Source organism: Pseudoclavibacter helvolus (genome assembly GCF_049707175.1).
GTDB lineage: Bacteria > Actinomycetota > Actinomycetes > Actinomycetales > Microbacteriaceae > Pseudoclavibacter > Pseudoclavibacter helvolus_A.
The window spans coordinates 43487-56831 of the sequence record NZ_JBNAFM010000001.1 but is presented as its reverse complement, the minus strand read 5'-3'; the positions used below and the strand labels follow the sequence as shown (position 1 = coordinate 56831).

General features: G+C 64.3%; 16 protein-coding genes. 15 read left to right on the top strand and 1 reads right to left on the bottom strand.

The window, feature by feature from the left end; all coding sequences use genetic code 11:
- Positions 1-96: 96 nt before the first annotated feature.
- From ACPYN9_RS00325 to ACPYN9_RS00295, 7 genes are all read left to right on the top strand, one after another.
- Positions 97-546 carry a hypothetical protein gene (locus ACPYN9_RS00325; RefSeq protein WP_424462908.1) on the top strand — a complete coding sequence of 150 codons (450 nt, stop codon included), beginning with the start codon at positions 97-99 and terminating at the stop codon, positions 544-546.
- Between the two features lie 43 nt (positions 547-589).
- On the top strand, positions 590-2278 hold the full coding sequence (locus ACPYN9_RS00320; protein WP_424462906.1) for a terminase: 1689 nt from the start codon (positions 590-592) through the stop codon (positions 2276-2278).
- A gap of 92 nt (positions 2279-2370) precedes the next feature.
- Positions 2371-3675, top strand: a complete 1305-nt coding sequence (locus ACPYN9_RS00315) for a hypothetical protein (RefSeq protein WP_424462905.1) — start codon at positions 2371-2373, stop codon at positions 3673-3675.
- Complete coding sequence (locus tag ACPYN9_RS00310; RefSeq protein WP_424462903.1) at positions 3672-4382, top strand: hypothetical protein; 711 nt, start codon at positions 3672-3674, stop codon at positions 4380-4382. Before ACPYN9_RS00315 ends, ACPYN9_RS00310 begins: the two co-directional genes overlap by 4 nt.
- A gap of 104 nt (positions 4383-4486) precedes the next feature.
- Positions 4487-5008, top strand: coding sequence for a hypothetical protein (locus ACPYN9_RS00305; RefSeq protein ID WP_424462901.1), 522 nt, complete (start codon positions 4487-4489; stop codon positions 5006-5008).
- Positions 5009-5031: 23 nt separating this feature from the next.
- Positions 5032-5937 (top strand): phage major capsid protein, encoded by a 906-nt coding sequence (locus ACPYN9_RS00300; protein WP_424462899.1) that lies wholly within the window; start codon positions 5032-5034, stop codon positions 5935-5937.
- 161 nt (positions 5938-6098) lie between these two features.
- On the top strand, positions 6099-6539 hold the full coding sequence (locus ACPYN9_RS00295; RefSeq protein ID WP_424462897.1) for a Gp19/Gp15/Gp42 family protein: 441 nt from the start codon (positions 6099-6101) through the stop codon (positions 6537-6539).
- On the opposite strand, the gene ACPYN9_RS00290 is transcribed toward ACPYN9_RS00295, so the two are convergent.
- Positions 6513-7028, bottom strand: a complete 516-nt coding sequence (locus ACPYN9_RS00290) for a hypothetical protein (protein ID WP_424462895.1) — start codon at positions 7026-7028, stop codon at positions 6513-6515. The two genes, ACPYN9_RS00295 and ACPYN9_RS00290, sit on opposite strands and share 27 nt — an antisense overlap.
- A 55-nt stretch (positions 7029-7083) precedes the next feature.
- Here ACPYN9_RS00290 and ACPYN9_RS00285 point away from each other — a divergent pair, with 55 nt between their 5' ends.
- From ACPYN9_RS00285 to ACPYN9_RS00250, 8 genes are all read left to right on the top strand, one after another.
- Positions 7084-7416, top strand: a complete 333-nt coding sequence (locus tag ACPYN9_RS00285) for a hypothetical protein (protein WP_424462893.1) — start codon at positions 7084-7086, stop codon at positions 7414-7416.
- Positions 7413-7652 (top strand): hypothetical protein, encoded by a 240-nt coding sequence (locus ACPYN9_RS00280; protein WP_424462891.1) that lies wholly within the window; start codon positions 7413-7415, stop codon positions 7650-7652. The genes ACPYN9_RS00285 and ACPYN9_RS00280 overlap by 4 nt, the downstream gene beginning before the upstream one ends.
- Positions 7649-8038, top strand: coding sequence for a hypothetical protein (locus ACPYN9_RS00275; protein ID WP_424462889.1), 390 nt, complete (start codon positions 7649-7651; stop codon positions 8036-8038). Before ACPYN9_RS00280 ends, ACPYN9_RS00275 begins: the two co-directional genes overlap by 4 nt.
- A 39-nt stretch (positions 8039-8077) precedes the next feature.
- Complete coding sequence (locus ACPYN9_RS00270) at positions 8078-8656, top strand: phage tail protein (RefSeq protein ID WP_424462887.1); 579 nt, start codon at positions 8078-8080, stop codon at positions 8654-8656.
- A 92-nt stretch (positions 8657-8748) separates the two neighbouring features.
- Entirely contained in the window at positions 8749-9045 is a 297-nt protein-coding gene (locus tag ACPYN9_RS00265; protein WP_424462885.1) for a hypothetical protein, read from the top strand.
- A 110-nt stretch (positions 9046-9155) separates the two neighbouring features.
- Entirely contained in the window at positions 9156-9485 is a 330-nt protein-coding gene (locus ACPYN9_RS00260; protein WP_424462883.1) for a DUF5361 domain-containing protein, read from the top strand.
- Between the two features lie 383 nt (positions 9486-9868).
- Complete coding sequence (locus ACPYN9_RS00255) at positions 9869-10381, top strand: HNH endonuclease (RefSeq protein WP_424462881.1); 513 nt, start codon at positions 9869-9871, stop codon at positions 10379-10381.
- A 71-nt stretch (positions 10382-10452) separates the two neighbouring features.
- Positions 10453-13179, top strand: a complete 2727-nt coding sequence (locus ACPYN9_RS00250) for a tape measure protein (protein WP_424462879.1) — start codon at positions 10453-10455, stop codon at positions 13177-13179.
- The last annotated feature ends 166 nt before the right edge of the window (positions 13180-13345 follow it).

Below are 13345 nucleotides of genomic sequence, written 5' to 3'. Positions count from 1 at the left end.
CCCTCCCACCCCTCCACGGGCTTACTACCGGCTTAGTGCCTGACAGTGTGTACAGATTTCGAACTTTCCACGCGCGTGCGCGAGTAGGGGGTGCTCATGAGCCTTCGGGGTGCCCCTCAGAAGGAGGGTGCGAGGAACCGGAACGCGAAGGTCAATGAGCAGGTTTCGTTCCCTGACGTGCCGTATACGGGTCCGAGGCCGGATCTTCCCGAGCATCGCACTGTCCAGTACGTCTCGAAGGAAGACGGGTTGGTCACGGAGCACGTCACCATCTCGGATATGACGCAGTCGTGGTGGTCGGCGCTGACTGTGCTCCCGCACTGCGTTGCGTGGCGTGATTCGGATTGGTCGTTCGCTCTGGCGACTGCGTTGATCGCTGACGCGGTGTTCGCGGGCGATAACACGCGGGCTGCGGAGTTGCGGACGCGTGAGACGCAGATGTGGGCGACGGCGGATTCGAGGCGCACGAACAAGATCACTTACTCCCCGGTGACTGCGGAGTCGTCTTCGGAGGTCGCGAACATTGAGGACTATCGAGAGCTCTGAGCGGCTTCCTGGGTATCGCGTTGACCCGTTGACTGGCGCATTCGTGACGGTGCCTTGGCCGGCTGAGCCGGATGCGAAGTCCGCGATCGTTCGGTCGTCGCTGGGGCCGGATCTGATCGATTGGGCTGAGTGGCGCACCGACGAGCCTGGGCTGACTGACTACCTGACGGGTCGCCCGTGGCGGTTCACGCCGGGGCAGAAGAAGTTCATCCTGCTCTGGTACTCGTTCGACGAGCATGGTCGGTTCGTGTACCGGTCGGGCGTGAAGCGTGGCGCGAAGGGCACAGGCAAGGACCCGTTCGGCGCGGCGATGTGCAACCTCGAGCTCGTGGGGCGTTCGCAGCTGGTGCGGAACGATGATGGCTCGTTCGAGGGCATGCGTCATCTGCTGCCGTTGGTGCAGATCGCGTCGAACTCGGAAGCTCAGTCGAAGGACATGCTTCGCATCGCGAACGCCATGTTCAGTTCGGAGACGCGCGACTACTTCGGCATCGACTGTGGGGAGACGCGCACGATCCTGCGGGATGGTGGGCGCACTGAGGTGTTGACGGCGTCGGAGAAGTCCTCTGAGGGCGACCCGGCGACGTTCATTGCTCTGAACGAGTCGCACCACATGACGGAGTCCTCTGGCGGTCACAAGATCGCTGAGGTTGCTCGCCGAAACGTGGGGAAGTCGCCGGCGACGTTGCAGGCCCGCTTGTGCGAGTTCACGAACGCGCACCGGCAGGGCATGGACTCGGTCGCTGAGCGGTCGTTCGATGCTTGGCAGAAGCAGATCTCTGGCATGTTCCCGGGACTGCGTCAGGACATCCTCTACGACTCAGTTGAGGCTGACCCGTCGATGCGCTTGCATGTTGATGAGGAACGTCGCGCTGGCCTCGAGCAGGCGTACTCGGATGCGGCGTGGGCCGATCTGGATCGTCTCGAGGCGGAGGCGCTGGACCCTCGCACGTCCCCTGGTGACTCGATTCGCTTCTACTTCAACGGCATCGCTGCGGCGGAGGACTCGTGGATTGATCCGCGCAAGTTCGACGCGCTCGCTGACGACCAGATGGGGCTAGGCGACGGCGACCAGATTGCGATGTTCCTCGACTGCTCGAAGTCGTCGGACGCGACGGGGCTTGTGGCCTGCCGCCTCTCCGATGGTGCAGTCTTCGTCCTCGGCGTGTGGCAGCGTCCGCACGGTGACCGGGGTACTGGTTGGCTCGCTCCTCGCGAGGAGGTCGACGCGGAGGTCCGTGCCGCGTTCGCTCGGTTCAAAGTGACATGGTTTGGGGTGGACCCATCACCGGCGACTGACGACGCGGACGAAGCCCTGTACTGGAAAGCCGCGATCGATGCTTGGCACCGCGATTTCCGCGACAAAGTCAAGGTCTGGGCGACTCCCGGGACGGGCGGCAACGCGGTCATGTTCGACATGCGTATGTCCGCCTCTGGCGGGGCGAAACGCAACCAACTGTTCACGGAGGTTGCGATGCTCACAGCCAACGAGATCGACGACGAGGGCGCTTTCAAGCATGACGGCAACCCCGCGTTGAGGGTGCACGCGCACAACGCGAAGCGCCGCCCGAACCAGTGGGGTTTCACGCTCGGCAAGGTGTCCCGCGATTCGAAGAAGCTCGTCGACCTGGCCGTGTGCCTCGTCGGCGCGCGAATGGGGCGCGGCATCGCACTGAACAGCGGCAAGGTCCGTAAAGAGACGCGGGAGCGCAGGAAGGCGGTGATCCTTTGATCGGGAGCAACCCTGAACTGGCTCTGGACCACGCTGACGCGAATCTCCTGGGAGAGCTTCTCCGTGTGTGGGCTGCGAAGCGACCCCGCAACATGGAACGGACTGTCTACTACGACGGCGAAGCGGCGCTCAAGGATTTCGGCATTTCACTTCCGCCGCAGATGCGCGGTGTCGCTGCTGCGCTCGGGTGGAGCACGAAGGGTGTCAACGCACTCACGGATCGTTCGAAGTTCGAGGGGTTCGTGTCGCCGGTCGGCACGGAGGACCCGTTCGGGCTCGACGAGGTGCTGTATGACAACCGGTTCATGGTGGAGTTCCCGCAGGCGAAGGTGTCTTCGGCGGTTCATGGTTGCTCGTTCCTCACGGTCAGTCGCGGCGACGTTCAGTCGGGGGAGCCTGGCGTTCTGATCCTCGCCCGCGCGGCTGAGGACTCTGCGGCTATCTGGGACCGCCGCCGCCGTGCACTGAGAGGGTTCCTCTCGGTCGCTGACGTGGACGATCAGGGCAACGCGTCGCTGCTTGTCCTGTACACGCCCGACAAGGTCGCGACGCTTACCCGTGGAGTCCGCGGCTGGTCTGTTGAGGTGCAGAAGAACCCGCTTGGACGGGTGACGGTCGCGCCGCTTCCCTATCGGGCCGAGCTCAAGCGCCCCTTGGGGCACTCACGCATCACGCGAGCGTCGATGTACTACGCCGACGCGGGATTGCGCACAATTGTGCGCGCTGAGGTGTCGGCAGAGTTCTACTCGGCTCCCGAGTATTGGTTGTTCGGTGCTGACGTTTCGGCGTTCCAGGGCACGGACAAGTGGACTGCTGTGATGGGTCGCATCAAGGCGCTCGAGTACGAGGAGGGCGACCCCAAGCCGGAACTGCACCGCTTCGCTGGTGCGTCGCCGCAGCCGCACACGGACCAGCTGCGCATGTGGCAGGCGAACTTCGCGGAGGATCAGGACCTCGAAGTCAAGTACGCCGACTCCTCGAACCCTTCGTCCGCTGATGCGATTTTCGCCGCGAAGGAAACGCTGATCACGGTGACCCGCGACGCGAACAGCGCGTGGGGGCAGGGTGCCGTTGATGCGGCTGGTCTCGCGGTAATGCTGCGGGATGGGACCACATCAATCCCGCCCGAGATGCGGCGACTGTCCGCTCAGTTCACCGATCCAGCTGTTGTTTCGCCGGGAGCGCAGGCAGATGCCTTCGTGAAGCGAGCTTCGGTTATCGAAGGGTTCGGCACGTCCGAGGTTGGCCTCGAAATGTCGGGCCTCTCACGGGAGCAGATCATTCGGTTCAAAGCCGAGATGGCTCGCAACCTGACGGGCACGCTCGTGGAGCGCCTCGCGGCGTCTGCGGAGGCGGCTCGTGCGGCTGATCCTGCCGTGGCGGCGGTCGCGCCGTGACCACGATGAAGGATGTGGAGGTGTTCCGCGGGGCTGTCGACGACTTGTCGACGTTGGCTGTCGCGGAGACCTCCACTGTCCTGTCGCAGGTGTCTCGGTTCGACGCTTCTGTGCAGCGGGACACGCTCATCGAGGTCATGCCGATGTTGGTGACGCCGATGGCGTCTGCCGCGATCGACCTTGCCCGCGAGTGGTTCGAGGAGTCTTCGCCGACTGCGCTCAGCCTGCCGGCAAGGAACCCGCTGCCGTCCACGGAGAGCTTCGCGGGCCTGGTGTTCTGGGCGCTCGAGCCGTTGTTCTTCCCGGACAAGTTCGACGACCCGAGTAGTGAGTTGATCCTGTCGCGTTTGACGGGGCGAGCACAGAAGACGATCGCGGATGCGGCTCGCGGGCAAACGGTGTCGGATGTTCGTGCAACGCCGGGAACGACATGGGTGCGAGTGAACGCGCCTGGGTGCTGCGCGTGGTGCGTGTGGCTCGCGTCGCTTGGGAACAGGTACCGGACGCAGTCCGCCGCGTCGAACTACCACGACTGGTGTCGATGTTCTGCGGCTCCGTCGTTCGAGGGCGATTCGTTGGATGTTGCCGCGAAGAACGACGCCCTCGGCATCGTGAAGAGCCTCACGGTGGACCGCCCCGGTAACGAGGGGGACACGTCCACGAAGGCGCTCCTGTCCAACATGCGCTACGACCTCGGCTTGAAGTAGCCGACCGAGATCCAGCCGTCCTCCGGGGCGGCTTTTTTCATGCCCGTTTCCGCGATGGATTCGGGCTCGCGCGGTGCGATGCCGCAACACGAAGGGAGCCCGCTGTGGCTGAAAGCAACGAGAACGAGACGCAGGAGCTCCCAGAGGGGCACCCACTCGCTGAGACGAAGGCGGAAGCGCCCAAGCCTGGTGATGAGCTCGGTCCTGGTGGGAAGAAAGCCCTCGCCGCGGAGCGCGAAGCTCGCGACGAGGCAGAGAAGACCGCCAAGAACCTCGCCGCTCGACTCAAGGACTACGAGGACCGAGAGAAGACCGAAGAGCAGCGACGCCAGGAGAAGTTCGACGAACTCTCCACCCGCGCGTCGGCTGCGGAATCGGAACGCGACCGTCTCCTCGTGATCGCTGAGTACGAGATCCCGAAGGACTACCAGGACCTGGTGCAGGGTGCGACTCCCGACCTCCTGGCGAAGTCCGCAGCGAAGGTCCGCGAACTCGTTGCCAAGACCGCAGAGAACGCTCCCACCGCCACTTCATACGTCATCCCTGATGAGGGCACCTCGCCGGAACTGGCGTTGAACGGCGACGGCCTCGAGAAGGCCATCAAACAAGCACTCGGCATCGCCTGATGCGAAAGAACTAGGAGAACCACATGGCCCAGACGGCCCCCACCACAACCAGCCAGTTCGCTGGATTCATCAAGCCCACGGAAGCGGGCGCGATCTTCGACGAGGCACGCAAGTCGTCCGTCGTGCAGCAGCTCGTCCGTCAGATCCCGATCGGCGCGAACGGCGTCGAGGTCGCCTACACGACCGCGAAGCCCAAGGCAGCGTGGGTCGCGGAGGGCGCACAGAAGCCCACCACCGAGGGCGGCAAGGCGATCCGTAAGATCGCTCCGAAGAAGCTCGCTGCGATCTCCGTCGTCTCGGCTGAGACGGTGCGCGCCAACCCGGGCGGATACATCGACGACCTCAAGCTGGACCTCGCTGAGGCCTTCGCGGTCGCGTTCGACGCAGCTGCACTGCACGGGACGGACACTCCGTTCGGTGCCGGCAACTTCATCGCGGCGACCACGAAGAGCGTCGAGCTCGGGACGGCGCTCGCTGAGGCTGGCGGTCTGCACGCGGACCTCAACGCTGGCCTCGCGCTGCTCGTCAACGCAGGCAAGCGCCTCACGGGCTTCGCCTTCGACTCGACCGCTGAACCGCTGTTCAACGGCGCGGTCGACAAGAACGGCCGCCCGCTGTTCATCGACTCCCCGATCGAGGACGCCGCGGCCATCGTCCGCGGGGGCCGCGTCCTCGGGCGTCAGGCGTTCCTCGGTGACGGCGTCGGCAAGGACCCGGTCGTCGGATTCGGCGGCAACTGGGCGAAGGCAGCCTGGGGCGTCGTCGGCGGCATCACCTACGACGTGTCCACGCACGCCACCGTCACGATCGGCGGCGAGCTCGTCTCGCTGTTCGAGCACAACCTCGTCGCGATCCGCGCGGAGGCCGAGTACGGCTGGGATGTCAGCGACACGGCTTCGTTCGTGAAGTACGCGAACGCCACGGTCTGATGACTGACCTGGTGTCGCCTGCCGGCACCGCCGTATCTGTGGGAGACGAGGCTCTCGAGTCTCGTCTCCTGCAGTTGGGGTGGAAGCCCGCGGGCGCAGAGAAGCCCGAGTCTGAGAAGCCGAAGCGCGGCAGGCCACGCAAGACCACCTAAGGGGGCGGCATGTCTTGGACTGATCCGTCTGATGTGTTGGACGCGTGGATCGGTGAGGATGCTCCCGAGTCGATCTCGCTGGTCCAGACATGGTTGGACAAGGCGGAGCGGGAGATGCGGTTCCGTGTCCCTGATTTGCAGGCGCGTATTGACGCGGAGGCGATGCTTCCTGAGCCTCTGACGGACTTGTTGGAGACGGCGAAGGATGTCGCTGCGGCGATGGTGATGCGTGTTTTCCGGAACCCGGAGGGCATGCGTCAGCGGTCTACGACGACGGGCCCCTACACGGACTCCGAGACGTTCGGCGGTGATGTTCCTGGCGGGTTGGGGTTGACGAGTGACGAACTCGCGAAGCTCCAGGGCGTCCGCAACAAGGGGGCGTTCTCCATCGACCTGATGCCGTCGACTTCCCCGTTCTTCGGGTCAGGCGCAGGCGTTTGGTCGTGGTGAGTCGCTGAGGAATCGGTTGCTGTCGATGCCGCTGGTGTCCCGCACGACAACGGTCGAGAGGTCTGTGGTTGTTCCGCAGGCCATGTTCAACACCCAGTCGCCGTATTGTCCGCGTTCTTCGTCGGTGAGTTCGGTTTGGAAGTTCACGCGGACGGTGCTGGTGTTGAGCGTTTCGATGCTCGCGATCCAGAATCCTGGGCTGGTGGCTTCGAGGGCTTGGAAGTTGTCGACGCCGTTCGCGGCGAGGAGCGCTGCTTGCACGTCCGCGCCGAGGTCGGTTGCTGGCTCTGCGGGGGCGGCTTCCGTTTCGGCGGGGGCTTCCTCGACGGTCTCGGCGGGGGCGACCGTTTCGGTTGGTTCCGCTGCTGGTGTCTCTGCTGGGGTGCTTCCGTTGGACGCGACTCCAACTATGACGATGAGGGCGATGAACGCCGCCACGCCGCCGATCAGCCAGAGCTTCCATCGTCCTGTCTTCGTTTTCGCAGTCATGCGGTGAGCATATCTGGCGGCATCGTTTCGGTGTTGTCCGGGGATAGGGGTGGACTTGCGCGCTGTTTCTGAGTACGTGCATGTCGAACGGTTCGCTGCTGGTGAGCCTGACGCGCACGGCAACGTCGAAGAGGCGTGGTTGCCGCCCGAAAGGGTGGGCATCTACGCGTTCGATCCGGGCGGCACGTCTGAGCCCGCGATGGACGGCCACGACCGTGTTATCTCGGAACCGACCGTGTACCTGCCCGCGAAGGAAGTCCTGAACCCTCGCGACCGTGTGGTCGCTCGCGGCGTCACGTATGAGGTGGATGGCATCACTCGCGAGTGGCGTCATCCACGTCGAGCTCGCCAGGGGAACGTCGTGTCGTTGAAGGTGGTGACGGGGTGAAGATCCAGAAGATCAAGTGGAACTTGCCCACGTTCGAGGCGATCCGACGTGATCCTGCATTGGACATCGATGGTCGTGTTGGGCGCATCGCTGCTGCTTCTGGTCCTGGGTTTGAGGCGGTCACGAGCGAGGGTGCTACGCGAACGCGTGGCGCTGTCATCGCGGCGACGCCGCAGGCCATCCGGAAGAACGCCCGGGACAACACGCTCCTCCGCAATCTGGACGCAGGCGCATGAGCGAGGTCATCGTTTTCCCTGACGTGGAAGCGATGGTCGTCGCGTACCTCCGCCCTCCTGCGAGTGAGGCGGGTGGGAGCGTCGCGACGAAAGCGCCGTCACCACTGCCGAGGCTGTTCGCTCGCGTCTCTCGCGTGGGTGGCTCGCAGCGGGACATCGCCACGGACACCGCCCGCGTACTCGTCGAATGCTGGGGGCCGGACACGGTCACCGCTTCGAGCTTCGCATCGCTGATGCGTGCACACATGCTCGCGATCGCGCGGGCCACGGACTCGTTCACGCGAGTCGTGGACGGCGGCGGGATCACGTATCTCGCGGACCCGGACACGAACAAGCCGCGCTACCAGTTCTTCGTCCAAGCGGACGTTCGAGGGGTCGCGCTCTAACTCATCTCAGGCCAGCGCAAAAACCTGAGAGGGCACACAGTGGCCAACAAAGTTACGAACGTCGTCAGTGGCCGCCCCGATGCGGCTGGCGGCGTTCTCATCGGAAGCGTGGGCGTTGAAGCGCCCACGACCACTACTTCGTCCCTGACGGCGTTCTCGCCGGCTGGGTACATCCACGAGGACGGCGTCACCGAGGCGACGGAACTCTCCACGGAGAAGATCAAGGCGTGGGGTGGCGACACGGTGAAGATCGTGCGCACCGAGCACGGCGTCACCTACCAGTTCACGTTCATCGAGGCGCTCAACACGACCGTGCTGCAGACGATCTACGGCGACGACAACGTCGACGTGACCCCGGCGACGGCGTCCACGGGCACGCTCCACCAGATCCGCATCACGGGCGCGGAGCTCAAGCCGAAGTCGTACGTGTTCGAGATCAAGGACGGCGACGCCCGCATCCGCATCTTCGTCCCGCACGGCGTGATCTCGGAGCTCGGCGACGTGACCTACGCGGACGCCGAGGTCATCGGTTACGACGTGACCATCGAATGCCTGCCTGACGCCGCGGGCGTCAAGGCGTACAAGCTGCTCGACGACGGCGTGAAGACCGCCGCGTAGAGCCCGACACCTCGGGGCGTGGTTTTCCGCGCTGGCCTGCCACGCCCCGAGCTTCACTCTTTCCGGCTGCGCGATCATCGAAAGGCCAGCACATGGGTTTCAAGGTTCCTGACTACAAGCAGTCCATCAAGCAGAACGTGTACTCCGTGGACTTCCCGGAGAAGTCGTTCGAGATTCCGAAGTTCAAGTACCTCAAGGGTGAGTTCGTGGACAAGCTGGGGCGTCCGGGCGAGTTCGGTGGCCCGTACGCGGTGCTCGACGAGATCGCGGACGGTCTCGGCGTGGAGTTCAAGGCGCTGCCGTTCATCGCGTACGAGGAGTTCATGAAGGACTGGCAGTCCGACTCGGGCGTCACGGTGGGGGAATCCAAGGCCTCCGAGAACTCCTAACCGAGCATCCGGAGGCCATCGAGTATGACCTCATCCGGCACGGTCTGCGTGCCGACGATCTCGGGTCCGAGGCGTTGTCGTGGCGTGACTTCAAGGTGATCTTGCAGTGCATGCCGCCTCACGAGTCCGCGTTTTGGCGGGCCCGTGAGCCGGACGATGCGCCGTGGGATCTGGAACGGATGCTCCTCGCTGAGCAGATCGACTTGCTGTCGCTGCTGGTGTGGGCGAAGACGAAGGACGGTTCCAAGAACCGGAACCGTCCGAAGCCGTACCCGCGCCCTGGTGCGCGCCCGAAGAAGTTCGGGAAGAAGCCGCTGCCGATCGAGGACATGCGCGAGTGGCTGGGGTGGAACAGCACGCCCACTCCGACCGTCGAGCAGTTCGACTTCGACTACAAGCCGCCGCGGGATTCGCGGGGTCGGTTCGTGAAGCGCTCCTGATCGCATCCCTTGCGCCCATTTCGGGCGTGAGGGATGCGGGCGAGGTAGAATAAGGACGGCCCGAAACCGAGTGCTACCAACACTCGCCCGGGCCTGACCGATCACCTTGGCTAGAAGGAGAAACGGCTGTGGAACAGTCTACTTGCAGTCTCGAGTCTTGCTCGAAGCGACGCTATGCGCACGGTCTCTGTCAGACGCACTATGGCGCGCAGAGGTCAACGGGGCACCCGCTCGGGAAGCCGTGTGTGACTTGCGGGCGTCACTACGCGAAGACGCCGAAGTGGCGGATCTGGTGTTCCGAGGAGTGCCAGCCGGTCTGCGGGGCGGACGGGTGCACTAAGCCCCGCCGCAAGAACAACTTCTGCGACACCCACAACTCACGAATGAAGCGGAATGGCTCGGTAGAGGACAGCTCCCAGGCTTGGGTCTGGTCGGACTTCGACGCGTGCGTGACGTGCGCTGGCGAGATACCCGATGCGGGCGAGTTCCGCCGATACTGCTCTCGATCTTGCGCCGTGATGGTCGGTCGGGGAGTCCGCCCTGCCGAACGCGAGTGCGCGCAATGCGGCGGCAAGATCGACATGACGGCGAGGTCGCCCGGTGGCAAGCGCAAATATTCGAGCGCTTCATGCTGCTCGAAGTGCCGTGCACCGCACCTGACGCGTCATGTGCCCGCCCTGGTGGCCCGGGACGGGATTGCATGCGGAATATGCGGTTGTGACGTTGATCTCACTCTTGCTTACCCCGAACCTTTGAGCAAGTCCGTCGACCATGTCATCCCGCGCTCTCTCGGGGGTCCGGACGAACTCACGAACTACCGATTGAGTCACCTCCGGTGCAACGTCCGGCGCAAAGCGCGCATGGATGACGCGGACATGGCGGTTCTCGTCACATAGCTCTAGCGGCTCCTGTCGCTCCACCTAAAGGCACCCTTCGGGGTGCCTTTCGTGTTTCCGGGGGTAGCCGCATGGGTCCAGAACTCGCCGCTGTATACGTGTCCGTGCTGCCGAGCACGTCTCAGATCGCCGATGGCATGGTCAAGGGCGTCGAGGCGGCTGGGCCGCGCATCGACGGGGCTACCCGGAGCATCTGGGACCGCATGTCGTCGGGCATGGTGACTGGCCTCAAGGTGGGTGCAGTGGCTGCTGGCGCTGGGGTGGCCGCGGCGGTCACGACGGCAGTGTCGTCCGGTTTCGAGCGTCTCGTCACGATCGATACTGCGCGTTCGAAGCTCGGAGCGCTCGGGCATGACGCGGCGTCCGTGCAGGGCATCATGGACAACGCTCTGGCCTCAGTCAAGGGGACCGCGTTCGGGCTTGGCGATGCAGCCACCGCGGCGTCTTCGGCGGTCGCCGCCGGAATCCCGGCAGGCCAGGAACTCGAGAAGTACCTCAAGTCAGTCGGTGACACTGCCGCTATCGCGGGCGTCGAGTTCTCCGACATGGGGTCGATCTTCAACCAGGTCCAGTCGGGGCAGAAGGCGTACACGGCGGAACTGAACCAGCTCCGCGACCGCGGCCTCCCGATCTACCAGTGGATTGCTGAAGAGGCAGGCGTCACCGCTGACGAAGTCTCCAAGATGGCGTCGGAGGGGCAAATCTCTTCGGAGTTGTTCTTCTCGGCCATCGACAAGAACGTGGGCGGTGCTGCGGGCGTCATGGGCCAGACCTCGTTTGTCGGGGCTTGGGACAACGTGTGGGCCGCGGTGTCGCGTGTGGGTGCTGCGTTCCTCGACGCCGGCGGTGAGGGCGGCGGGTTCTTCTCCCAGCTCAAACCCTTGCTCGGCGACGCGACTTCCATGCTGGATGCGATCACCCCAAAGGCGGCAGCGCTCGGTGTCGCGTTCGGCGGGTTCGTGGCGGGCGCGGTTGCGTGGATTCGCGAGCTCTCGTCGACCCTGGACTTCTCTTCCTGGGATGCGTTTTTGGCGTCACTAGGTGGCGGGAGTGGCGCTCTCTCGAGCATCGGCGCGAGCATCACCACGTTGACCCCTGCATTCCAGGAGTTTGGCGCGCAAATGCCCGAGATCGGTTCGTCGATGGTGACGTTGTTCACCAGCGTCGTTCCACTCGTGGCCGGCGCACTCGGTTTCCTGGCGGACAACATCGACACGATCATCGCGTGGATGCCCGTCCTGGTGGCTGGGTTCGTGGCGTGGAGGGTCGCTTCCTCCGCGTTCACTGCGGCCCAGGTGGCGCAGGCACCCATCCTTCTGGCGTCGAACACGCTCGGCTTGTCGCGCGCGCTGATCGATATGCAGGTTGCGCGGTCTACGGCTGCGGCGACGACTGCTCAGGTCGCGAACACTGCGGCGACGAACGGTGGCTTGCTGGCGAACGTGCGCGCTACGGCGGCTCTGGTCGCACAGCGGGTCGCGATGGTTGCAACGTCGGTGGCGACGAAGGCGGCTGCTGCTGCGCAGTGGTTGATGAACGCGGCCATGTCGGCGAACCCGATCATGCTCGTGGTTCTCGCGATCGCGGCGCTCGTCGCGGGCCTGGTGTGGTTCTTCACGCAGACGGAGCTCGGGCAGGCGATCTGGACGGAGTTCACTCGCTTCTTGGGTGAGGCGTGGAACAACATCGTGGCGGTCGCTACGACGGTGTTCACGTTCCTCGGCGCGTTCTTCACGAACGTGTGGAACGGGATCGTCACTGCCGTGCAGTTCGTGTGGGGCCTCATCGTGGGTTACATCACGTGGTACATCAACACGGTCATGCTCATCATCACGACGGTCCTGACGGCCATCGTGGCGGCTTGGAACTGGCTGTGGAACGGCATCGTGACGGTGTTCCAGTTCGTGTGGAACCTGGTCGTGCTCGCGGTGACGACGTACATCAACATCGTCATGACGATCATCACGACCGTCCTGAATGTCATCACCACGGTGTGGACGAACATCTGGAACGGCATCTCGATTGTCATCTCCACGGTGTGGGGTTGGATCGTCGCTGGTGTCACCGCGTACATCACCCTCGTGCAGACGGTCATCACGAACGTGGTGAACGCGATCTCCACCACCTGGAACACGGTGTGGGGTGCGATCTCGGTGTTCTTCATGAGCCTCTGGGGGACGATCGTTCGCGCCGTCGAGGGTTTCGTGAACGAAGTCCAGGGCCGCATCACGCAGGTGACGAACTTCCTGCAGGCGCTGCCTGAGCAGATCATGGGCTTCTTCACCGGCATTGGTGAGTGGCTGGTCGAGTCCGGCAAGTCGCTGATTCAGGGCTTCCTGGATGGGATTTCGTCGGCGTTCGAGGGCGCGAAGGGGTTCGTCGAGGACGGCCTTGCGGGCATTCGTGACTTGTTCCCGTTCTCTCCTGCGAAGGAGGGTCCGTTCTCGGGTCGCGGGTGGGTTGCTTACTCGGGCATGTCGGTTGGTGAGACGTTCGGACAGTCGGTCGCGTCGGCTTTGAACTCGGAGAAGTCGGGTGTCGTTTCGGCGCTTGGTGGCATCCAGTCGGAGTTCGATTCGTTCGACGGGTCGGCTACGGCGTCGTTGGGTGTTGACCGGTTCGGGGATGTGGCGTTCGCGCGGAACGCGCAGCGCGCTTCCTACGACTTCGCGGCGGGGGAGGCGCAGTTCGGTGCAGGTCAGGGCGGGAACACAACGGTCCACGTGAACGGCGACGGCCTGCCCGCTTCGGCGGTCGGGGAAGTTGTCGTGCAGAAGCTCGCGAACGCGTGGCGATGAGGGGGCTGCTTTGACTGGTCGTTTGGTTGTACGCGCTGGCGGGCTCACGTTCCGGGGCCAGCAGGGGCCGGTTCGTGGTCTCGGCTGGTTCCTCGGTGCTGATGTGAAGGGCTTGTGGGCGTCGGGTGCTGGGCTGTCGCGCGAGAAGAAGCCCCGTCAGGGCGCT